General features: G+C 67.5%; 22 protein-coding genes. 12 read left to right on the top strand and 10 right to left on the bottom strand.

What is annotated here, in order from left to right; translation table 11 throughout:
* Positions 1 to 18: 18 nt before the first annotated feature.
* Genes DFS13_RS22510 through DFS13_RS22525 form a run of 4 tightly spaced genes read right to left on the bottom strand, consistent with a single transcriptional unit; the run spans position 19 to position 4,026 of the window.
* Positions 19 to 810, bottom strand: coding sequence for an endonuclease/exonuclease/phosphatase family protein (locus DFS13_RS22510; RefSeq protein ID WP_006498305.1), 792 nt, complete (start codon positions 808 to 810; stop codon positions 19 to 21).
* A complete protein-coding gene (locus DFS13_RS22515) occupies positions 801 to 2,999 on the bottom strand; it encodes a VTT domain-containing protein (protein WP_111442148.1) in 2,199 nt (732 codons plus the stop codon). Before DFS13_RS22515 ends, DFS13_RS22510 begins: the two co-directional genes overlap by 10 nt.
* Complete coding sequence (locus DFS13_RS22520; protein WP_006498303.1) at positions 2,996 to 3,334, bottom strand: hypothetical protein; 339 nt, start codon at positions 3,332 to 3,334, stop codon at positions 2,996 to 2,998. Before DFS13_RS22520 ends, DFS13_RS22515 begins: the two co-directional genes overlap by 4 nt.
* A complete protein-coding gene (locus DFS13_RS22525) occupies positions 3,331 to 4,026 on the bottom strand; it encodes an MgtC/SapB family protein (RefSeq protein ID WP_034204034.1) in 696 nt (231 codons plus the stop codon). The genes DFS13_RS22520 and DFS13_RS22525 overlap by 4 nt, the downstream gene beginning before the upstream one ends.
* A 176-nt stretch (positions 4,027 to 4,202) precedes the next feature.
* On the opposite strand from DFS13_RS22525, the gene DFS13_RS22530 reads away from it, so the two are divergent.
* Both DFS13_RS22530 and DFS13_RS22535 read left to right on the top strand, forming a co-directional pair.
* Positions 4,203 to 4,445 (top strand): DUF6566 family protein, encoded by a 243-nt coding sequence (locus DFS13_RS22530; RefSeq protein ID WP_006498301.1) that lies wholly within the window; start codon positions 4,203 to 4,205, stop codon positions 4,443 to 4,445.
* Positions 4,446 to 4,532: 87 nt separating this feature from the next.
* Positions 4,533 to 5,240: a succinate dehydrogenase/fumarate reductase iron-sulfur subunit gene (locus DFS13_RS22535; RefSeq protein ID WP_006498300.1), complete on the top strand. Its 708-nt coding sequence runs from the start codon at positions 4,533 to 4,535 to the stop codon at positions 5,238 to 5,240.
* A 3-nt stretch (positions 5,241 to 5,243) separates the two neighbouring features.
* Here DFS13_RS22535 and DFS13_RS22540 read toward each other — a convergent pair whose 3' ends face one another.
* The gene (locus DFS13_RS22540) at positions 5,244 to 5,918 is read right to left on the bottom strand and encodes an HAD family hydrolase (RefSeq protein WP_006498299.1); all 675 of its coding nucleotides are present in this window, start codon (positions 5,916 to 5,918) and stop codon (positions 5,244 to 5,246) included.
* A gap of 230 nt (positions 5,919 to 6,148) precedes the next feature.
* Between DFS13_RS22540 and DFS13_RS22545 the strand changes: the two genes are divergently transcribed.
* Entirely contained in the window at positions 6,149 to 7,351 is a 1,203-nt protein-coding gene (locus DFS13_RS22545) for a sugar transporter (RefSeq protein WP_048987155.1), read from the top strand.
* 28 nt (positions 7,352 to 7,379) lie between these two features.
* Here DFS13_RS22545 and DFS13_RS22550 read toward each other — a convergent pair whose 3' ends face one another.
* A complete protein-coding gene (locus tag DFS13_RS22550; RefSeq protein ID WP_111442149.1) occupies positions 7,380 to 8,156 on the bottom strand; it encodes an SDR family NAD(P)-dependent oxidoreductase in 777 nt (258 codons plus the stop codon).
* Positions 8,157 to 8,314: 158 nt separating this feature from the next.
* Between DFS13_RS22550 and DFS13_RS22555 the strand changes: the two genes are divergently transcribed.
* On the top strand, positions 8,315 to 9,217 hold the full coding sequence (locus DFS13_RS22555; protein ID WP_048987154.1) for a LysR family transcriptional regulator: 903 nt from the start codon (positions 8,315 to 8,317) through the stop codon (positions 9,215 to 9,217).
* 228 nt (positions 9,218 to 9,445) lie between these two features.
* Here the strand turns inward: DFS13_RS22555 and DFS13_RS22560 are convergent, their stop codons facing one another.
* The 4 genes from DFS13_RS22560 to DFS13_RS22575 form a co-directional block, all read right to left on the bottom strand.
* Positions 9,446 to 10,726 carry a helix-turn-helix domain-containing protein gene (locus DFS13_RS22560; protein WP_241308533.1) on the bottom strand — a complete coding sequence of 427 codons (1,281 nt, stop codon included), beginning with the start codon at positions 10,724 to 10,726 and terminating at the stop codon, positions 9,446 to 9,448.
* 57 nt (positions 10,727 to 10,783) lie between these two features.
* On the bottom strand, positions 10,784 to 11,911 hold the full coding sequence (locus tag DFS13_RS22565; protein WP_048987152.1) for an NAD(P)-dependent alcohol dehydrogenase: 1,128 nt from the start codon (positions 11,909 to 11,911) through the stop codon (positions 10,784 to 10,786).
* Between the two features lie 13 nt (positions 11,912 to 11,924).
* Positions 11,925 to 13,394: a benzaldehyde dehydrogenase gene (locus DFS13_RS22570; protein WP_111442151.1), complete on the bottom strand. Its 1,470-nt coding sequence runs from the start codon at positions 13,392 to 13,394 to the stop codon at positions 11,925 to 11,927.
* A 401-nt stretch (positions 13,395 to 13,795) separates the two neighbouring features.
* The gene (locus tag DFS13_RS22575) at positions 13,796 to 14,752 is read right to left on the bottom strand and encodes a LysR family transcriptional regulator (RefSeq protein ID WP_111442152.1); all 957 of its coding nucleotides are present in this window, start codon (positions 14,750 to 14,752) and stop codon (positions 13,796 to 13,798) included.
* Between the two features lie 158 nt (positions 14,753 to 14,910).
* On the opposite strand from DFS13_RS22575, the gene DFS13_RS22580 reads away from it, so the two are divergent.
* The 8 genes from DFS13_RS22580 to benB all read left to right on the top strand — a co-directional run bounded on the left by DFS13_RS22580 (position 14,911) and on the right by benB (position 22,106).
* Positions 14,911 to 15,471: a flavodoxin family protein gene (locus DFS13_RS22580; RefSeq protein WP_006485396.1), complete on the top strand. Its 561-nt coding sequence runs from the start codon at positions 14,911 to 14,913 to the stop codon at positions 15,469 to 15,471.
* Positions 15,468 to 15,767 carry a hypothetical protein gene (locus tag DFS13_RS22585; RefSeq protein ID WP_006498287.1) on the top strand — a complete coding sequence of 100 codons (300 nt, stop codon included), beginning with the start codon at positions 15,468 to 15,470 and terminating at the stop codon, positions 15,765 to 15,767. The genes DFS13_RS22580 and DFS13_RS22585 overlap by 4 nt, the downstream gene beginning before the upstream one ends.
* 133 nt (positions 15,768 to 15,900) lie before the next feature.
* Positions 15,901 to 16,926: an aldo/keto reductase gene (locus tag DFS13_RS22590; protein ID WP_048987342.1), complete on the top strand. Its 1,026-nt coding sequence runs from the start codon at positions 15,901 to 15,903 to the stop codon at positions 16,924 to 16,926.
* A gap of 24 nt (positions 16,927 to 16,950) precedes the next feature.
* Complete coding sequence (locus tag DFS13_RS40880; protein ID WP_241308532.1) at positions 16,951 to 17,469, top strand: putative quinol monooxygenase; 519 nt, start codon at positions 16,951 to 16,953, stop codon at positions 17,467 to 17,469.
* A 547-nt stretch (positions 17,470 to 18,016) separates the two neighbouring features.
* Positions 18,017 to 19,153, top strand: a complete 1,137-nt coding sequence (locus tag DFS13_RS22600) for a muconate/chloromuconate family cycloisomerase (RefSeq protein WP_084752650.1) — start codon at positions 18,017 to 18,019, stop codon at positions 19,151 to 19,153.
* 51 nt (positions 19,154 to 19,204) lie between these two features.
* Positions 19,205 to 20,146 (top strand): catechol 1,2-dioxygenase, encoded by a 942-nt coding sequence (gene catA / locus DFS13_RS22605; protein ID WP_111442153.1) that lies wholly within the window; start codon positions 19,205 to 19,207, stop codon positions 20,144 to 20,146.
* Positions 20,147 to 20,262: 116 nt separating this feature from the next.
* Positions 20,263 to 21,621 carry a Rieske 2Fe-2S domain-containing protein gene (locus tag DFS13_RS22610; RefSeq protein ID WP_058903658.1) on the top strand — a complete coding sequence of 453 codons (1,359 nt, stop codon included), beginning with the start codon at positions 20,263 to 20,265 and terminating at the stop codon, positions 21,619 to 21,621.
* Positions 21,618 to 22,106: a benzoate 1,2-dioxygenase small subunit gene (gene benB, locus DFS13_RS22615; RefSeq protein ID WP_006485355.1), complete on the top strand. Its 489-nt coding sequence runs from the start codon at positions 21,618 to 21,620 to the stop codon at positions 22,104 to 22,106. Before DFS13_RS22610 ends, benB begins: the two co-directional genes overlap by 4 nt.
* The last annotated feature ends 31 nt before the right edge of the window (positions 22,107 to 22,137 follow it).

Raw genomic sequence — 22,137 nt, forward strand, 5'->3', positions numbered from 1 at the left:
GTCGGATCGAAAAACGCCTCACCGCGCAAGCGCCGTGCCCGTCGCGGGCGTCGCGCGCATCCGGGCCACCAGCGGATAGTGGTCCGACGCGTGCCGCGCCCGCGCGCTGCGGTGCACGACCACGTCGACCAGCAGCTCGCCCGGATGGATCCAGATCCGGTCCAGCGAGAACACCGGGCACACGGTCGGGAACGTGCGCGGCGCCGGCGCGCGCCGGAATCGCGTGACGAGCGCCTGCAGCGCGCGGCCGCGCACGAACCACTCATTGATGTCGCCGAGCAGGATCACCGGCATCGCGCCGGTGTCGAACGCCGCGAGCAGCCGCTGCACCTGCGCGCTGCGTTCGCTGGCGGACAGCCCGAGATGGGTCGCGACCACGCGGATCGTGCCCGCGCCGCAGTCGATGTCGGCGTCGAGCGCGCCACGCGGCTCGCGCGGGTGGAACGACAGGTCGAGTGTGCGCGCCGCGCGGATCGGGCAGCGCGACAGCACCGCGTTGCCGTAGCGGCGCTCCGGCGTGTCGATCGTCGGGCCGGCCACCGCGTGCATGCCGGTCGCGTCGCGCAAATGCGCGAGCACGTCGGGCGCGCGCGTGCCGCCGAGGGGCACTTCCTGCAGCGCGATCACGTCCGCGTCCAGTTCGTCGATCACGGCCGCGATCCGGTCGACCGCGCGCGCCGGCCACGCACCGTAGCCGCCGTGGATGTTGTAGGTCGCGATCCGCAGGTCGCGCCCGCCCGGCGCGGCGGCGGGCGCCGCGTCGGCGGTGACGACGTGCGGTGGCGGGGCCGCGTGTTCGCTCAGCGCCATCGTCGCAGCATCCTCACGAGCAGGATCGACACGCCGACCAGCACGAGGCCGATCGCCGCGAGCCATGCGAACGCGCCGGGCCCCGGATGGCTGAGCGCGGCGGTCAGCTGGTGCGCGAACGTGACGGTCAGCACGATGCCCGGCAGCATCCCGAGCGCGGTGCCGATCAGGAAGTCGCGCAGCCCGATGTGCGACGCGCCGGCGACGAGGTTCACGACGGTGAATGGCGCGATCGGCAGCAGCCGCAGCACGGCCATCGCGACCACGCCGCGCCGGCCGATGCGCTCGCTCAGCCGGTTCGCGCGCGGGCCGGCGAGCCGGCGCACCGCGTCGCGCCCGAGCCAGCGGCCGAGCGCGTAGGTCGCGGCGGCCGCTGCCATCGAGCCGATGCCCGCATACGCAAAACCCGGCCACGCGCCGAACACGAGCCCCGTCGCGGCGATCAGCAGCGTGATCGGCACCGCGCAGGTCGCCGCGATCACGTAGGCCGCGAGCAGGAGCACCGGCGCGGCCGGCAGCCGCGCGATGCCGGCCACCGCGTGCGACAGCGATGCGACGTTCAGGTGCGCACCCAGCGGCGTGAAACGCCACGCGAGCGCCAGCGCGGCGATCGCGAGCACGATCGCACCGAGCACGAAAAAGCGTGCGGTGAGCGTGCGATGCTGTTCGTGCGGCACGAATTCGCGGATGAACCGGTCTGGTTCGATCGGCTGTTCCGGGTCGAGCCGCGCGCTGACCGGCACCAGCGCTTCGAATTGCGGCGACACGGCCGGATCGAGCGTGCGCAGCGTGCGGCCGGGTTTCGCGCGCAGCCGGTCGAGCACGACGTTCGGCCGTTCCCCGCACGCGAACGCGTCGGCCACCGCCGCGGGCGTCGTACCGAGATGCTCGGCCAGCAGCCGCTCGCGCATGGCGGCGATCGCGGCGCGAATGCGGGGATCGCCGGCCGCGACGAGCGCGATGCAGCATTCGGTGTCGAGCAGCATCGAGCGGTTGTTCAGGTTCGCGCTGCCGATCACGATGCATTCGTCGTCGACGATCGCGACCTTGCTGTGCACGTTCACGCACCCGTCGCCGAGCCCGTCGACGTGCGGATACAGCAGCCGGTAGCGGTCGAAGCGGTCGGCCGACGCGAGCGTCGCGTGCAGCCGCGCGCGCAGCACGCCCATCGTCGCTTCCTGCAGCCAGCCGCTCTGCACGCGCGGCGCGACGACCGTCACGTCCGGCCCGTGCGTGTCGGCGAGGCGCGCGGACAACGCTTCGCGCACCACCGCGGCGGTGAAATACTGGTTTTCGACATACAGGTGCCGCCGCGCGGCGCGGATCGCGTCCTCGACGAGCGCGCGCACCTGCCGCACCGGCTCGCGGCCGCCGTGACGCGGCGCCGTATAAGCGATGCCGAGCTGCACGTCGCGCACGTCGACGCGCGCATCGGGCGGCCACGGATCGTCGTCGTCCGCGCGGTCGAGATGCCGCTGCGCGCGGATCGCGATCGGGCGCCCGCACGCCTGCAGCCAGCGCGCTCGCGCCTGCTCGCCGATCGCGGCGGCGGCGTCGCCGTCGAACATCGCGTGCACGTCGTGGAACGGCCCGTACGGCATGCCGTGCTCGTCGCGGCGGCGCGGATCGTCGGCCGCATGCGCGGGCGTGTCCCAGCGGGCGCGCGTCAGGTCGAGCCCGCCGACGAACGCGAGCCGGTCGTCGATCACGACGAGCTTCTGGTGATGCGACGCGCCGCGCGGATGCGCATCGTCGAGCCGGAACCGGATGCCGCGATGCGCGCGCCAGCCGGCCCGATACACGGGCGGCCAGTCGCGCTCCAGCGCGTAGATCATCGCGAAGTCCCACGCGAGCACGTAGATGCGCAGATTGTGGCGGGCGGACGCGAGCGCGTGCAGGAAGGCCGCGAGCGTGTCGGGCAGCGTGTCGTCGGCGCCGCCGGGCGCGAGCCGCATCCGGCTGTCCACGTCCCAGCCGACGATGAACACCGTGTGGCGCGCGCGCAGCAGCGCGGTGCGCAGCGTCGAGAAGTACGCATCGCCGTCGACCAGCATCGCGAAGCGGTCCGCGCCGCGGATCGTGTCGCAGTTGCGCCCGCGTTCGAGCAGGCCGTGCCGCGGCGGGCCGGCCGCCGGCGCGGCGTCGAGCCGGCCGTCGTCGGCGCGGGTCGCGCGATCCGGCACGATCATCGGGCGCCGACGTCCCGGCCGCCGTCGATCCGCTGCAGCAGCGCGTCGCAGCGCGCGCGCAGCGCCTGCAGTTCCGGCGAATGCGCGTCGAGCCGCACGCGTTCGCCGCTGTGCGGATCGCCGTGCGCGATCGCGATCTCGTAGATCTCCTGTGCGATCGTCGCCGACGCGTGTGCGATCCTGATCCGGTCGAGCCAGTCGCATTCGGCGTGCTGGCACGCGAGCCACGCGCGCAACGCGCCGACCAGCTGGCTGGTCGTGAGCCAGGCGCCGCTGCGCATGCGCGCGGCCAGCTGGCTCGTCACGAGATAGGAGAGCAGGTCGGTCTGGGTCACACGAGGCTCCTTGACGAGGTGTCGGGTTGACAGGTCCGTACGCACGCGATGCGTTGCAGCGTTTCGCAGATCGCCGCAAATTCCGGCCCGCTCGTGCGCGAGAACGAGACGGAGATGTCGTCGGTATCCGGATCGTCGTCCGACTGCTGGACGATGAACCGCTTCACGCGCACGCGGCCGGGGCCGAGCGCCTCGTGCAGCGTGCCGAGCGTCAGGCCGCCGCGCTCGGCCACGAGCAGCAGCGTGCGCTGCTGGCGCTGCGCGATGAAGCGGCGCTCGAGCGGCTTCACGCCGGCGAGGATCACGAGCATGATCGCCGTCGCGCCGATCGACGCGACCACCATCCCGCCGCCCGCGGCGAGCCCGACGCCGGCCACGGCCCACAGGCTCGCGGCCGTCGTCAGCCCGCGCACCACTTCGCCGCGCAACAGGATCGAGCCCGCGCCGAGAAAGCCGATGCCGGACACCACCTGCGCGGCGACCCGCGACGGATCGAGCACGACGCCGTTTTGCCCGCGCACGTCCTCGAAGCCGAACGTCGACACCAGCATCACGAGCGCGGAGCCGACGCACACGAGCATGTGCGTGCGCAGCCCGGCGGCCCAGTTCAGGCGCTCGCGTTCGAGCCCGATCACGCTGCCGAGCAGCGCGGCCAGCAGCAGGCGTCCGAGTAGTTCGATGTGGCTGATCATGATGTGCATCCCTTCCGGCGCCGCGTGGTGCGGCGCGGTAGCGGTTCGATGCGGAAATGGGACGCAAGCCCCGTGCCGGCCGGGCACGGCGCGTGCGCGCAAGGCCGGCGGCGTGTGCGCCGTGCATGCGGCGCGCATTTTTTGCATCGCCATCGCAGATAAGACAGGAGGCCACCGTGCCACATCAACAGGACGCACAGGTTCGGGACCCGTATCGCGGGTACGAGATTCTCGTCTGGGCGCGACCCAACGAGCGGGGCGCATGGCGCGACGAGGTGCAGGTGTACGTCGACGGCGCGCGCATCGAGTTGTATGTGCCGGAGGCAGCCGGCCCCGAATGGTTGACCGAGGTCGAGGCGCTGCGCGCGGGCGTCGAGCGCGGCCGCTATCTGATCGACAAGCGCGTGGACGACGACTGACCGGCATGGCGCTTGCGGCGCCGTGTGCCGCGACAGCACTTGCGCAGCACCCCGTGAACCCATGCCGGCCCGCGCCGGGAGGAATCGATGAGCGATCCGCGCACCCTGCATATCTACCGCTACGACCCCGATCGCGACACGGCGCCTTACATGCAGCGCTTCGAGATCGACGTGAACCCGGACGACCGCATGCTGCTCGACGTGCTCGGCCGCGTGAAACGCGACGACGAGACGCTGTCGTACCGGCGCTCCTGCCGTGAAGGCATCTGCGGGTCGGATGCGATGAACATCAACGGCAAGAACGGCCTCGCGTGCCTGACCAACATGCAGACGCTGCCGCGCGAGATCGTGCTGCGGCCGTTGCCGGGGCTGCCGGTGGTGCGCGACCTGATCGTCGACATGACCGACTTCTTCAACCAGTACCACTCGATCCGGCCATACCTGATCAACGACACGACGCCGCCCGAGCGCGAACGGCTGCAATCGCCGGACGAGCGCGACCAGCTCGACGGGCTGTACGAATGCATCCTGTGCGCGTGTTGTTCGACGTCGTGTCCGAGCTACTGGTGGAACCCGGACAAGTTCGTCGGCCCCGCCGGGCTGCTGCAGGCGTACCGCTTCATCGCCGATTCGCGCGATCTCGCGACGGCCGAGCGGCTCGACAATCTCGAGGATCCGTACCGGCTGTTCCGCTGCCGAACGATCATGAACTGCACGGACGTGTGCCCGAAGGGGCTGAATCCGACCAAGGCGATTTCGGAGATCCGGACGATGCTGGTCAGGCGGACGGTGTAGCGCCTACGGCCGCGCCGCCACCTCGTCCAGATGCCACAGCAGGTCCGCCGGATCGTCGTACACGCGCAGCGCGCCGGCGCGCTCCAGTTCGTCGCTGCCATACCCGCCCGCCAGCAGCCCGACGCCGAGCGCGCGGCAGCGGCTCGCCGCGAGCATGTCCCAGATACTGTCGCCGACCACCACCGTATGCTCGATCGGCACGTTCAGCTTCGCGGCGGCGGTCAGGAACAGGTCCGGGTCCGGCTTCGCGTACTTCACCTGATCGCGCGTGACGACGACGTTCTTCGCCGGATCGACGCCGAGCGCCTCGAGATTGATGGCGGCCGTTTCCATCCGCCCGCTGGTCGCGATCGCCCAGCGGATGCCGGCATTCGACAGCGCGGCCAGCAGTTCGCGCGCGCCGGGCAGCGGCCGGACCTGCGCGCGCAGCCGCTGATACGCGGCCGCATGCAGCCGCGCGAGCCGCTCGACGCGTTCGGCATCGATGTCGCCGGCCGTCTCGCGCAGCAGCTGATTCAGGAACAGGCCGCCGCTCATCCCGATCTTGCGGTGGATGCGCCACACGGACAGTTCGATACCTTCGGCATCGAGTGCTTCCTTCCACGCGAGCACGTGCTGATAGACGCTGTCGACGAGCGTGCCGTCGAGATCGAACAGAAATGACGTTTCAATGCGCATGTAATCCTCCTGGCCCGATGATGGTCGGGCAAATTGCCCGCAAGCATGCCCTGTCGACACATTATCGGCGCTGAGCCGTGTCATCGCCATGTCCCGTTGCCGCGCCGGGCGGTGGCGTGCCATTCGCCGCTGGTACAATCGCGGCGATGTGCCGGGCGGGGCCGGGCTTTCCGCGCCACGCCGCGCCCGCGCCGTACGCGCCCCCAACCCTCGTCTCGTCGAATCCACGCATGGCAACACCGGACGCCGTCAGTTCCAGGCAATCGTGGTGGGGCGTCCTGGCCCTGGCCCTCACTGCCTTCATCTTCAACACCACCGAATTCGTGCCCGTCGCGCTGTTGAGCGCGATCGGCGACAGCCTGCAGATGCAGCCGACCGCGGTCGGCCTGATGCTGACGATCTACGCGTGGGCCGTCGCGGTCGTGTCGTTGCCGCTGACGTTCGTCACGCGGCACGTCGAGCGCCGCAAGTTGTTGAGCGTCGCGCTGCTGGTGTTCGTCGGCAGCCACGTCGTGACCGGCGTCGCGTGGAATTTCACGGTGCTGATGATCGGCCGGCTCGGCATCGCGTGCGCGCATGCGGTGTTCTGGTCGATTTCGGTCCCGCTCGCCGTGCGGCTTGCGCCGAGCGACCGCAAAAGCCGCGCGCTCAGCCTGCTCGCGATGGGCTCGGCGATCGCGATGGTGGCCGGGATTCCGCTCGGCCGCGTGATCGGCGAGGCGTTCGGCTGGCGCGTCACGTTCCTGATCATCGCGGGCGCGGCGGGCGTCGCGCTGCTGTTGCTGCGTGCCACGCTGCCGTCGCTGCCGAGCCAGGGCGCGGGCTCGCTGAGCAGCATCGGCGTGTTCCTGCGCAAGCCGGCGCTGGTCGCGCTGTACGCGATCACCGTGCTCGTCGTGTCCGCGCACTTCACGTCGTACACGTACATCGAACCGTTCGTGCAGAGCGTCAACCACGCGAGCAGCAGCCGGATCACCTACGTGCTGATCCTGTTCGGCGTCGCCGGCCTGCCGGCCGCGGTCTGCTTCAATCGCGTCTATCCGCACCGGCCCGACGATTTCCTGCTGGCGTCGATCGTCGCGCTGTCGGGCTGCCTGCTGATCCTGTTCCCGTGCGCGCTGAACATCGTCACGCTGTCCGTGCACACGCTGGTGTGGGGCGGCGCGATCGTCTGTTTCGGGCTCGCGATGCAGGCGTGGGTGCTGAAGCTGGCGCCGGAGGCGACCGACCTGGCCGTGTCGATCTACTCCGGGCTGTACAACGTCGGGATCGGCGCCGGCGCGCTGCTCGGCAACCATATCGCGGGCGATTTCGGGCTGCCGTGGATCGGCACTTTCGGCGGCGCGGTCGCGATCTTCGCGGCCGGGATCGCGTGGGCCGCGTTGCGGCTGCACGCGAAACGGGAAGCCGCGGTCGCGGCCCCCGCGCCCTGAAGCCGCTGCGCGGCTCGCGCCCGATGGATCACGCGACCGAGTAGCCGCCGTCGGCCACCAGCGCGTGCCCCGACACATAGCTGGAATCGTCCGACGCGAGGAACGCGACGACCGTCGCCATCTCGTCGGCCGACGCCCAGCGGCCGGCCGGCGTCGATTCGGCGAAGGCGAGCCGTGCGTCCTCCGACGGCCAGATGCCGCGATGATGGAACGGCGTATCGACCAGCCCCGGGCACAGCGCGTTGACGCGCACGCCCCGTTTGAACCATTCGATCGACGCCGTCTTCGTCATCCCGATCACCGCGTGCTTGCTCGCGATATACACCGACGCGTTCTCGAAGCCGATGACGCCGCCCATCGACGCATTGTTGATGATGCTGCCCTTGCCCTGACGCAGCATGATTTCAGCGGCGAACTTCATTGAATTGAAGACCCCGCGCACGTTCGGCTCGAATACGCGGTCGTAGCTTTCCGCGTCCTGCTCGAGCATCGGTGCGAACACGCCTTCCGTGCCCGCATTGTTGAACGCGATGTCGAGGCGTCCGTGGGTCGACTCCGTGAAATCGAACAACTGGCGGAGCTCGGCTTCGTTCGCGACATCCGCGGCAAAGGCTGTTGCGTTGCCGCCGGCGGTCGCGATCTCGTCGACCAGCCGATCGAGCTCGGCCTTGCGTCGTGCACTGACGACGACCTTCGCGCCGCGGCGCGCGAGTTCGAGCGCCGACGCGCGGCCGATGCCGGAACTGGCGCCCGTCACCAGCGCGATGCGGCCTTCAAGTGGGGCAGCGTGCTTGCTTGCGTTCATGATGCGTTTCTCCGTGGTGGTTGACCCGTTGCGTCGAAGCGACGTCTGATGCGCATTGTGGTCGCTCGGCGGCGACAAAAAAATGGAACAATGGCGCATTTAGAATTCCTTCTTGAGGAATTAAAATCGCTTTTTCGCGAGCATCATAAAGGCTTCCCATGCTCAATCGCCTCGACATCCTGAAGATCTTTGCCGCGGCTGCCACCGCGCCGACGTTTCGCGAGGCGGCCGCGCGGCTCGGCGTGTCGCCGCAGGTCGTCACGCGCGCGGTGCGCGAGCTGGAGGAAATGCTCGGCGAAACGCTGTTTCACCGGACGACCCGCAGCATCCGGATCACCGCGTTCGGGCAGTCGTTCGCGCGCGAGGTGCAGGGCGCGCTGGCCGTCGTCGACGGGCTGTTCGGGCCGGCGACCGGTCAGCGCGACGAACCGGTCGGCGTCGTCCGGATCACCGCGCCGTCGGGCATGGGGCGGCACTACGTGCAGCCGATCCTCACCGGCCTCATGCAGCGGTATCCGGGGCTCGTGCCCGATCTGCGGCTGTCGGACGTGCCGTCGCCGGTGGTCGACGAGCAGATCGACATCGGCGTGCGCGTCGGCGCGATCGGCGACAACCGCTTCGTCGCGCGCATGGTCGGGCCGTTGCCGATGTGGGTGGTGGCCGCGCCGGCGCTGATCCGGCGGCTGGGCGAGCCGAAAAACCGCAAGGCGCTCGAAGCGATGCCGGTGACCTGCCTGATCGACCGCGCGAGCGGGCGCCCGTGGCCGTGGATGTTTCGCGGCGAGCAGCAGTTCGTGCCGCCTTCGCCGGCTTACCTGACCGACGACACCGAGGTGGAGATCGAGGCCGTGTGCGCGGGCGTCGGGGTCGGCCAGTGCGCGGAGTATCTGGTGCGGCCGTACGTCAGGAAGGGGCGCCTCGTGCGGGTGTTGCCGAGCCTCGAACCCGAGCCGTGGAAGCTGCACGTCTATCGGCCGCGGCGCGGCCCGATGCCCAGGCGTATCCGGGTGGTGTACGACGAACTGGTGGCGAAGCTCGCGGACGCGACGTGGCGGGAGTAGGCGTCGTCGCCGCCGTGCTGTCGGCCGACACGCCGCGGCAGCGTCCTGGTGCCGACGCACCCGCATTCAGTGATCGCGGTCGGCGAGTTCGGGCGACCGTGGATCGGCTCCTTCGGCGGCGTGGTCGGTGCGTTGTCGGCCGGGCGCGCGCGGCCAGCTTTGCAGTTGCATGAGCGGCTGGCGTGGCTTGGCGCCATCGCCAGCCACACGGCCCGCTATCGCGAACCGTCAATGCGACCCGTCGTACCCGATTCCCGCCGCATCGAGCTGCCTGAGCTTCGCATACAGTGTCGTGCGGGAAATGCCGAGCTGCCGCGCGGCCGCCGACACGTTGCCGTCGTGCTCGGCGAGCGTCCGCCGGATCGCGTCGAGCGACTGTTCGTGCAGGCTCGCCTGAGGGCCCGCGGCCGATGCGGTGTGGCACACGTCGGCGGCGTCTTCCAGCACGTCGGCGTGGCGCGCCGTCGTCGCCCGGTCGAGCGGTGCACGCACGGTGCGCACCCATACATGGCTACCATCGTCGCGTGCGATCCGCTGCGGCGTGCGCGCCGGTGTCAGCAAGCGGCGCTGCTGCGCGGGCGTCGCGCCGGGAAACAGTTGCCGAAGATCGTACGGGGCCACCGGGCCGGCCGGCGCGAGGTCGAGCATCTGGCGCGCCAGGCGGCTCACCGCGCGCACGCGGCCCGCTTCGTCGAGCGCGATGACGCCGGCGAGCGGCGTGCCGAGCCAGCGCGCGTCATGCTGGACCTGCAGCAGATGGCAGTCACGCAACATCGCGTAGAGCCGCTGCTCGGCGGACAGCGCCGCGTGCCGGAACTGTTCGCGCAGCTGCACGACGTTGCGCCGGCCGACGCCGGTGATGTCGAGCGCGCCGATCACTTCACCGTCGAAACCCACCAGCGGCACCGCGAGGCAGAACACCCGCGACAACTCGTGGAGATAATGCTGCGCGCCCGCGACGATGGCCTCGGCGCCGTCGTGGATCACGCAGCTCGGCGCGGTCGTGCCGACGTTCGGCTCGACGATCCGGCGTCCGGCGACGATCGGTGTCAGCAGCGCGTCGTCGCATTGCGGGCTGCGCCGCGCATGGACGATCGTGCCGTGCGGATTGACGCACATGATCGTCCATTCGGTGCCGCCGAATGCGGCCCACAGCGGCTCGATCTCCTGCGCGACGCAGCGGGCGAGCCGCCGGTCCGCGCGCGATTCGTCGCGCTCGCGCTGCATTTCATAGCGGGCGGTTTGCCAGGGCCGCAGCCCGGCGTCGCGCGAGCGCAGCCACGAGCGTGCGACGCTGGCCGGCAACGCCGTTTCCGGCAGCGGCTCGCCCGCGGCGAAGCGGGCGCGGAGCCGGTCGAGGTCGACCGGCCGTGCAGGGGGGTCAGGGGCCATGTTCACGCTGCGCTCCATGTGAGGTCGAATGGTCGGGCCGGGCGTGCCGGCCCGGCGTGTCGCGCGAATGCGTAATATAGCCCGCTGCCCGAAGCCGGGCATTTTCGTGCCCGGCAAGGTCGCCCGCCGCGTGGCGCCGCCCGGCATCGGCGGACGGCCCGCGACGCCCCGCGCCTAGTGCGGCAACCGCAGGATCGGCTTGAGCGTGATGCCTTTGCTGCTGTCCTCGGCGGCCTGGTTGATCTGCTCGAGCGAATAGAACTTCACCAGCCGGTCGAACGGAAACCGGCCTTGCAGGTGCAGTTGGACGAGCTGCGGAATGAACGTCTGCGGCACGCTGTCGCCTTCGACGATGCCGCGGATCGTGTGGCCGCCGAGCAGCAGGCTGTTCACGTCGAATTCGGCCCTGGTGCCGAGCTTCGGCGCGCCGACCACGCCCATCGTCCCGCGCGAGCCCAGCGCGTCGATTCCTTGCGACAGCACGGCCGGCAGCCCGGTCGATTCGAGCGCGTAGTCGACGCCGCCGCCGGTGATCTCGCGGATCGCGTCGACGACGTCGACTTCCCGGCTGTTGAGCGCGTGCGTCGCGCCGAGTTCGAGCGCCAGCGCGAGCCGCGACGGCACGATGTCGACGGCGATGATCGTGGTGGCGCCCGCGATGCGCGCGGCCATCACGGCGCTCATGCCGACCGCGCCCGCGCCGAAGCTCGCGAAGCTGCTGCCGGTGCGCACCGCGAGCGAATTGATCACCGCGCCCGCGCCGGTCTGGATCCCGCAGCCGAGCGGGCCGAGCAGCTCGAGCGGTGCTTCCTTCGGCACCTTGATCGCGTTGTTCTCGCGGGCGAGCGCGTAGCTCGCGAACGACGACTGCGCGAAGAAATGATCGTGCAGCGGTTGGCCGGATGCGTCACGAAGCGCGGTTTGCCCGTCGGCGTCGGCGCCGCCGAAGTTCAGCGCGAAGAACTGCCGGCAATACGCGCCGTGACCGCCGACGCACGACGTGCAGTGACCGCACGCGCCGTAGGTCAGCACGACGTGGTCGCCCGCGGCGAGCGTCTTCACGTTCGGGCCGACCGCCTCGACCACGCCGGCGCCTTCGTGACCGAGCACGGCCGGCAGCGGCACCGGATAGTACTGGTCGCGCACGATCAGGTCGGTATGGCACAAGCCGGTCGCGACGACGCGCACCAGTACTTCGTCGCCGCGCGGCGCGCGGATGCGGGCCGCCTCGATCGAGAAGGGTGCGCCGGCGGCGCGGGCGACGGCCGCGGTGACGGCGCGTGTATCGTTGTCGGTGTACATGTCGGTCTCCTCGTCAAATCGGATACAGCGGCGCTTCGCCCTTGATCGTCAGCCACTGCCACTGCGTGAATTCCTCCCAGTTTGCCGCACCGCCGATGCTCGAGCCATTGCCCGATGCGCCGACGCCGCCGAACGGGTTGATCACTTCGTCGTTGACCGTCTGGTCGTTGATGTGCAGCAGCCCCGTGTTCAAGCGCTCGCCGATCCGCAGCGCGCGGCCGACGTCGGCGGACAGGATCGCCATCGACAGCCCGTATTCGGTCCGGTTCGCGAGCGCGATCGCGTCCTCGTCGGCATCGAACGGCACGACGATCGCGACCGGCCCGAAGATTTCCTCGTCGAACGCCGGATTGCCCGGCGCGACGCCGCTCAGCACGGTCGGCTCGAAGAACAGGTCGCGATGATTGCCGCCCGTCTCGACGCGCGCGCCCGCGCGTCGGGCCGCGTCGACCACGCTCGCCGCATGGTCGCGTTGCGCGGCGTTGATCAGCGGGCCGAGGCCGACGTCGCCGGTGGCCGGGTCGCCGACGCGCAGGCTGCGCGCCTTCTCGACGAGCTTCGCGACGAAGCGGTCGTGAATCGCGCGCTGCACGAGCACGCGGCCGGTCGCCATGCAGATCTGGCCTTGATGCAGATACGCGCCCCATGCGGTGTTCGCGACCGCGCGGTCGAGGTCGGCATCGTCGAGCACGATCAGCGAATTCTTGCCGCCGAGTTCGAGCGACACCTTCTTCAGATGGCGGCCCGCCGCTTCGCCGACCTTGCGCCCGGCCGCGGTGGAGCCGGTGAACTGGATCATCGCGACGTGTGGATCGGCGACCAGTGCCGCGCCGGCCGCGCCGTCCCCGGGCAGCATGTGCAGCACGCCTTCGGGCAAGCCGGCAAGCTCGAACACGCGCGCGATCGCGACGCCACCGCACACGGCGGTGCGCGGATCGGGCTTCAGCACGACCGCGTTGCCGAGCGCGAGCGCCGGCGCGACCGCGCGCATCGCGAGGTACAGCGGGAAGTTGAACGGCGAGATCACGCCGACCACGCCGCGCGGACGGCGGCGCGCGAGCGACAGGCGGCCGGCCGCGGACGGGAGCACTTCGCCGGCTGCGCGTGATGGCAGGCTGGCGGCTTCGTGCAGTGCCTTGATGGTGATGGAGGTTTCGAAGGACGCTTTTGCGCGGGTCGAGCCGCTTTCGCGCACGAGCCAGTCGACGATCGCGTCGGCGTGCGTTTCGGCGATGGCTGCGGCGCGGCGCAGGACGGCTGCGCGTTCGTCGTAGGGGAGGGCGAACCACGCGGGCTGGGCGCGGTGGGCGGTGGCTGATGCTTCGCCGATGGCTGCGGCGTCGGCGACGCCGATGCGGCCGAGCGCGTTGCCGGTCGCCGGTTCGATTACGTCGGCCGCGTGCGGGCTCGCGTGCCAGCTTCCGTTGAAGATCTTGCCGCGCCAGATGTCGGTGTCGAACAGTGCGGGGGTGTTGCTATCCATTTGCGCTCCTGGGGAAATTCGGATCGGCCGGATCGGCGTTGGTTGGCGTCGATCGGCATGCGCGCGAGGGTAGGCGGGGGCGGGGAAGCGGAGGTATCCGGGTTTCTTCCCATGTGGGGGAGGCGCGTGGATTGGGGGCCGTTTGTGATTCGGTGTGCGGAAATTGGACAGTTGGGGGGCGGTTTTTTGCGGCATGCGATCTGATGACGCGACAAGACCTGCGCTCACGCTTCTTCCGAGTGGCAGTTACCGACCCAGAGTCGCCTTTCACCGCATCGGACGTGCAACGTCGGTTTGTCGATCTTCGGCGGTCGCTCGATGAATACTTCCGGTCGTCGCGATGCTGCACACGCAGTTTCCACGCGGAACCACACGTTTGGTAATACAACGATGGCTGACTGCTACACGCTATAGCTATCCAAGGCATCCGTAGGCACATGCAATTTGCTATCCGCCGTTAGCGCTTCCAGCAGATGTTTGACGGTAACTTGCACTCGTGGCGCGACAAGCGCCCGGTGTGGATACTGCATCACCATCTCATAGCTTCCGGGATGGTGAAACCTGTGGAGAACGACCTTCAGCGCACCGGAACGCAACCGATCCCACGCAAGATGCACGCCGACCTCCGCGATGCCAACGCTATTGCACGCCGCCTGCACCAGCGATTCCGGTGCGGATAGTGTCAGCATTGCCTTGCCGGAGGGGGCGATCGTCGTGATGCTTTTGTCGTCGCCCGTGAAGTTCCACGGCGCGACCTGGCCGCTCAGGAATCGCCGTGCAATGAGCCGGTGCGCGTGCAACGCATCCGGCGTTTCGGGCACGCCATGGTTCGCCAGATAGTCGGGAGACGCTACCAGTACTGTATTCAAGCGACAAATGGGGCGAGTCACGAGCGCGGAATCCGGGATGTTGCCGCCTCTTACCGCAATGTCGTAGCCGTCCCGGACAATATCGATGACCCGATCGTCGAAATCGACCTCGACCGACAGCGCCGGGTAGCGAGCGAGCAGCGCGGGCAGCGCCGGAAGCACGTGGTTATGCCCGAAGGCGGCACTCGTCGAAATCCGCACGCGCCCGGCCGGCACGGCCCGCTGGGCGGAAACCGTATCGATCGCGGCATCCAGTGTTTCAAGTGCGATGCGCGCGTGGCGCAAAAACGCCTCGCCTTCCTCTGTGAGTTTGAGTGTGCGGGTCGTCCGGTTCATCAGCCGCACACCCAATGCTTTTTCGAGGCCCGCCACGTTCTTGCTCACGGCAGCCGACGTGACGCCCAATTGTCGGGCCGCTGCCGCAAAGCTTCCCGCATCCACGGCCTGGACGAGAGAAACGATGGCTCGAACACGCTGCGAAGAATCCACATTTCCTCCATGACTGACATCGCGCCGACCTGTCGTCGCGCCGCCGGATTCTAAACTTTCAGTTGAGGGTGGTTCAACCCTGTCAGAACTTCTCGTAATGAGTGTCGCTGGTGACAATGGCGGACATCGCCCCTCCGTCCGAAGCTTGCGAGTCTTCAATGCTCATCACGATCCTCTATGACAGTGGCTATGGCCACACCGCGAAACAGGCCCAAGCCGTTGCAGACGGCGTTCGTCGCGTGCCGGGTGCCGAAGCGCAGTTGATCGCCGTTGCAGATGGCGATACGCCCTGGGAAAAACTCGCCGCGAGCGACGCGATCATCTTCGGTTCGCCGACCTACAACGGCACCGTCAGCGCGAGGCTCAAAAAGGTGATGGAGGACTCGACGCGGCCCGCGTGGATTCCCCAGTCGTGGCGGAACAAGATTGCCGCAGGCTTCACGAATTCGGGCGCCATGCACGGCGACAAGCTGAATTCCCTCGTCACGATGGCGCTGTTTGCCGCCCAGCACGGGATGATCTGGGTCGGACTCGATATCTTCCCGGGCAAGTCGCCGCAGGAGAAGAATCGTGTCGGCGGATGGCTGGGCGCGATGGCGCAATCGGATGATGCATCACCGGACATCACCCCCATCGAGAGCGATATCGATACCGCTGCGTATCTGGGCGAGCGCGTCGCTCACGTGACCAGCCAGTTCATGTCAGGAGCCGCACGATGAAATTGCTTTGTCTCGACGTCCCGCTGCCGGGGGCCAGCCCGGACGCCTATCAGCCCCATCTTCTCGAAGAAGTGCGCCATGCGTGGCATCTGTATAAAACGGGCTTCGTGCGCGAAATCTCGTTCCGTCAGGACCGCCCGGGCGTCGCCATCATTGCCGAAAGCGATTCGGTCGATGCCGCGAGACAGGCGCTCGCCGAGTTTCCGCTGGCCAAGGTTGGCCTGATCGACTGGGAGATCATTCCGCTCGGCCCGTTCGTCGGCTGGGAGTCGCTGTTCGCGTCGCGCGACGCTTGACTGCTGCGGCAGCGTCTATCGCGGTGTCGGTCCGTGGTTGTCGTGTAGCGCTGACGCGGGATAAATCGTCAACCACGGGCCTGCCGCAGTCTGCTTATCGGCGTTGTGTGACCGTAGACCTTTGAAGGTGAACATGGAATATGTCAATCTGGGCCGAACGGGCCTGAAAGTATCTCGTCTTTGCCTGGGATGCATGAGCTATGGGGAGCCTGCCCGCCTGCCCCAACCTTGGTCCCTCGATGAAGCAGCCTCCCGCCCGTTTATTCGGCAAGCGCTCGAGGCGGGCATCAACTTCTTCGACACTGCCAATATCTATTCGGGCGGAAGCTCCGAGGAGATCACGGGCCGAGCGCTCAACGACATGGCGCGGCGCGAAGAGGTCGTCGTCGCCACCAAGGCGTTCTTTCCGTGGCGCAATTCACCCAATACCGGGTTTCTCTCGCGGAAAGCGCTGCTTCAGTCGATCGACGACAGTCTGACCCGCCTCGGCATGGATTACGTCGACCTCTACCAGATCCACCGTTTCGACCACGGCACGCCTGTGGAGGAAACGATGGAGGCGCTGCACGACATAGTGAAGTCAGGCAAAGCCCGCTACATCGGTGCATCGTCGATGGAGGCATGGCGCTTCGCGAAAATGCAGCACGTCGCGGAACGCAACGGCTGGACACGCTTCATCTCCATGCAACCGCAGTACAACCTGCTCTATCGGGAGGAGGAACGCGAAATGTTGCCTCTTTGCGCCGACCAGGGCGTCGGGGTCATTCCATGGAGCCCGATGGCGCGCGGCAGGCTGACGCGCGACTGGAGCGAAACCACGCGCCGCACGCAGAACGATGCCTTTGCGCTGCAAATGTATCGGAACGCTGAAATCCAGGACCAGAAGGTGGTTGACGTCGTCGCGCGTATCGCCGAGGCGCACCATGTGCCGCGCGCGCACGTCGCACTGGCGTGGCTGTTGACGAAGCCGGCGATCACCGCGCCGATCATCGGGGCAACGAAGCCCGAGCATCTGGCAACCGCCATCGGCGCGCTCGATTTCTCGCTGACGCAGGACGAAATCGCCGCGCTCGAAGCGCCGTATGTCCCCCATCCGGTGGATGGCATCGTGCCACCGCTTCCGGAACATCCGCCGACGATTTCAATGCCGCGGAACTGAATGTCGCGAGCGGCGGTACGTTCAATGGCGGCAGCTTGCGAACTCGCCGCCGCGGTCGAACGTACCGCCGCTGGACGAACACCGAATGCGAAAATAGATATGAAGGGGCCGTTCATCGAGTGCCGACGTCTTATCCTCTTCGCGCTCGTTGTGATGTGTGCGGTACTGCCGTTGGGGCAGCACGGTAACGTCCATGCGCAGGAGCCAAAAATGTTAGTCCGTATCTCCGAAATCGAGATATTCAATCAGCATCTCGAAGCATATCGGCGCATCTTGAACGAGGAGGCTGAGGCGTCGATGCGCGTCGAGCCGGGGGTAGTGTGCATTTTCCCGATGGCTCAAAAGGATAGCCCGACGCACATCAAGATTGTGGAAATCTATGCGAGCCACGATGCGTACGACGCACATATCCAGTCGCCGCATTTCAAGAAGTACAAGCGTTCGACGCTGGACATGGTGAAGTCTCTGCGACTGGTTGACATGGACGGGCTGGATGCTGAAGCAATGCCGCTCATCTTCAGGAAATTGAGGGGGCGGTCGTAACAAACACCGGCCAGATGGGAAGAATGGATCGCCATGAAAGCGTGCGTGTCCGTTGTCGGAACTCGACCTGCCTACCGGATGTCTGGTTGCTGTTGTTGGTCCACGACCTGTTTTGGCCGATAGTGGCCGTCAGCGTCTGTTGGACGACGAGTATCGACAACAACGTCAATCTCCGTCTGCCCGCCTCCTTTCGATCGTTCGCAGAGACCGCTCCTGAAGGCCGGACGTCCAGCTCCACCGTTTTCCCCTCAGGAAAACCCTGATCCGACTCCGTAGGGCACCGGTTTTCAGCCGATTTTCCCACTGCCGCAAGCAGCCTCGATAGGCTCCCGCCCAACCGCTCCCCACCCCCGCGCAACCCCGTTCCATCAACCCTCCGAGCCCGCCTACCTAACCAAAACAGGTATGGCGCACCGCAATATTTCGCGCCCACGGCCGGATTTCAATACCCACCAGGTATCAAAAATCCTGCCCAAAAGTATTGGACGCCCCATTTCCCCGCCGCGTATAAATCCGTTCCATGAACAGCCCCCACGCAGCGCGCCCCATGTCCTCCGCCACCATCGAACGCATCGAAACCCGTCTCGTCGACTTGCCGACGATCCGCCCGCACAAGCTGTCGGTGGCCACGATGCACGGCCAGACGCTGATGCTCGTGAAGGTGTTCTGCAGCGACGGCGTGACCGGTATCGGCGAAGGCACGACGATCGCCGGCATGGCCTACGGCCCGGAAAGCCCGGAAGCGATGAAGCTCGCGATCGACGCGTATCTCGCACCGGCGATCGTCGGCCGTGACGCCACGCGTGTCCAGACGCTGATGGCATTCGTCGGCAAGCTTGCGAAGGTCAACCACTTCGCGAAGAGCGCGCTCGAAACCGCGCTGCTCGACGCGCACGGCAAGCGGCTCGGCGTGCCGGTCAGCGAACTGCTCGGCGGCCGCCGCCGCGATCGCCTGCCGGTCGCGTGGACGCTCGCGTCGGGCGACACGGCCACCGACATCGCCGAAGCCGAACGCATGCTCGACGCGCGCCGCCACAACGTATTCAAGCTGAAGATCGGCGCGAAAGCGCCGGAAACGGATATCCGGCACGTGGCCGAGATCAAGAAGGCGGTCGGCGATCGCGCGTCGGTGCGCGTCGACGTGAACATGGCGTGGAGCGAAACGCAGGCCGCGCGCGCGATTCCGGCGCTCGCCGATGCGGGCTGCGAACTGGTCGAGCAGCCGGTCGCATCGGCCGCGGCGCTGGCGCGCCTGATGCGCCGCTTCCCCGTCGCGCTGATGGCCGATGAAATCCTGCAGGGCCCCGACAGCGCATTCGACATCGCGAAGCAGCACGGCGCGGACGTGTTCGCGATCAAGATCGAACAGAGCGGCGGCCTGTTCGCCGCGCAGCGCGTGGCCGCGATCGCGGATGCGGCCGGCATCGAGCTGTACGGCGGCACGATGCTCGAAGGCGCGTTCAGCACGGTGGCATCCGCGCACCTGTTCGCGAGTATCGCGAACCTGCAGTGGGGCACCGAACTGTTCGGGCCGCTGCTGATCACCGAAGAAATCCTGACGCAGCCGCTGGATTACAGCGACTTCGAACTGACCGTGCCGGACGGCCCCGGTCTCGGCATCGCGCTCGACGAGGACAAGGTCAGGCGCTTCACCCGCGACGGGCTGACGAAAGTCGTGCGGTAAGTCGAGTCAGGCAACGACCGTCATCCCCCAAATACACGTGGAGACAGCATCATGAGCGTCAAAGTTTTCGATACCCGGGAAGTGCAGGACCTGCTGAAGGCCGCGTCGAACGCGGGCGGAAGCGGCACCGGCGGCAATGCACGCACGCAGCAGATCGTGCTGCGCCTGCTCGGCGACCTGTTCAAGGCGATCGACGATCTCGACATCACGCCCGACGAAGTATGGGCGGGCGTCAACTACCTGAACAAGCTCGGTCAGGATGGCGAAGCAGCGCTGCTCGCGGCCGGCCTCGGTCTCGAGAAGTATCTCGACATCCGGATGGACGCCGAGGACGAGGCGATCGGGCTCGACGGCGGCACGCCGCGCACGATCGAGGGGCCGCTGTACGTGGCCGGCGCACCGGTGCGCGACGGCGTCGCGAAGATCGACCTCGACGCGGACGACGGCGCGGGCCCACTCGTGATCCACGGCACGGTCACCGGTCTCGACGGCAAGCCGATCGCCGGCGCGGTGGTCGAATGCTGGCACGCGAATTCGAAGGGCTTCTATTCGCACTTCGACCCGACCGGCAAGCAGAGCGATTTCAACCTGCGCGGCGCGGTGAAAACGGGCGTCGACGGCAAGTACGAATTCCGCACACTGATGCCGGTCGGCTACGGCTGCCCGCCGCAGGGCGCGACGCAGCAGTTGCTGAACCGCCTCGGCCGCCACGGCAACCGTCCCGCGCACGTGCACTTCTTCGTGACGAGCGACGATCACCGCAAGCTGACGACACAGTTCAACATCGACGGCGATCCGCTGATCTGGGACGACTTCGCGTATGCGACGCGCGAGGAATTGATTCCGCCCGTGACCGAAAAAACCGGCGGCACGGCGCTCGGCATGAAGGCCGATGCGTACCAGGACATCGAGTTCGACTTCGTGCTGACGCCGCGCGTGCAGGGCAAGGACAACCAGATCGTCGAACGCCTGCGCGCGTCCGCCGCGGCATAACTACCGGCGGCACGGCGGCGCGCGTGCGCCGCCGCTGCCGGCCGGTCCCCCGAGATTCAACCGATACCGATGCGAGCGTGCTTGCAGGACGCGGCACGCGCATGGAAGGAGCCATCATGTCCGTCACCATCGACGCTACGAACGACCTGGATCACCTGCTGGAAACCGCCGTGCAGGATGACAAGGCGGCCGGCGTCTTCCGTTGCCGCCGCGACATCTTCACGAACGCGGCGCTGTACGAGCTCGAGATGAAGCACATCTTCGAGGGCAACTGGGTGTATCTGGCGCACGAAAGCCAGATTCCCGACAACAACGATTACTACACGACGTGGATCGGCCGCCAGCCGATCGTCATCACGCGCGACAAGACCGGCGAGCTGCATGCGGTCATCAATGCGTGTGCGCACAAGGGCGCGATGCTGTGCCGCCGCAAGCACGGCAACAAGGGCAGCTTCACGTGCCCGTTCCACGGCTGGACCTTCTCGAACACCGGCAAGCTGCTGAAGGTGAAGGACGAGAAGACGACCGAATACCCGGTGCAGTTCAACACGCACGGCTCGCACGACCTGAAGAAGGTCGCGCGCTTCGCGAACTATCGCGGCTTCCTGTTCGGCAGCCTCAACGCGGACGTGCTGCCGCTCGAGGACTACCTCGGCGAAGCGCGCGTGATCATCGACCAGATCGTCGACCAGGCGCCGAACGGGCTCGAAGTGCTGCGCGGCAACTCGTCCTACATCTACGAAGGCAACTGGAAGATGCAGATGGAGAACGGTTGCGACGGCTATCACGTCAGCACCGTGCACTGGAACTATGCGGCGACGATGGGCCGCCGCAAGGCGGACGGCACCAAGGCGGTCGACGCGAACAGCTGGAGCAAGTCGGTCGCGGGCGTGTACGGCTTCGACCACGGCCACATCCTGCTGTGGACGCAGACGATGAACCCGGAGGTGCGGCCCGTGTATCAGCACCGCGACGAGATCCGGGCGCGCGTCGGCGACGTGCAGGCCGACTTCATCGTGAACCAGACGCGCAACCTGTGCGTGTATCCGAACGTGTTCCTGATGGACCAGTTCAGCACGCAGATCCGCGTGGTGCGACCGCTCGGCGTCGACAGGACCGAAGTCACGATCTTCTGCTTCGCGCCGAAAGGCGAGAGCGAGGCCGATCGCACGACGCGGATTCGCCAGTACGAGGATTTCTTCAACGTGACCGGCATGGGCACGGCCGACGATCTCGAGGAGTTCCGCGCGTGCCAGGCCGGCTATGCGGGCATCACGGCGATGTGGAACGACCTGTCGCGCGGCGCGCCGCTGTGGGTCGACGGGCCGGACGAGAACGCAAGAAAGATGGGGCTGAACCCGCGCATTTCCGGCGAGCGCAGCGAGGACGAAGGGCTGTTCGTGTGCCAGCACGAACACTGGGTGCACGTGATGCGCGATGCGCTGAAGAAGGAACGCGGGGAGGTGGCGGCATGAGCTTCGATTACCGGACGATTTGCGCGGCGCTGTATCGCGAAGCGCGCCTGCTTGACGATCGCGAGTGGGACGCGTGGCTGACCTGCTACACGGAGGACGTCACGTACTGGATGCCCGCATGGGACGACGACGATCGGCCGACCGACGATCCGCAGAGCCAGATCTCGCTGATGTATTACGCGGACCGCGGCGGCCTCGAGGATCGCGTGTTCCGGATCAAGACCGAGCGCAGCGGCGCATCGACGCCCGAGCCGCGTACCAGCCACAACGTGACGAACGTCGAGGTGCTGGCCGAACGCGACGACGAGGTCGACGTGCGCTACAACTTTCACACGCTGAACCACCGTTATCGCGTGACAGATCACTTTTTCGGCACGATGTTCGTCACGTTGCGACGCACGGGCGACGCGCTGCTGATTTCACGCAAGAAGATCGTGCTGAAGAACGATTACATCCGGCAGGTGCTCGACGTCTATCACGTCTGACGCCCGTCGTTTCGTCATGAAAGGAAGTGGA

Origin of the sequence: Burkholderia sp. 28_3, from assembly GCF_003253915.1 — a bacterium.
GTDB classification, from domain to species: Bacteria; Pseudomonadota; Gammaproteobacteria; order Burkholderiales; family Burkholderiaceae; genus Burkholderia; species Burkholderia cenocepacia.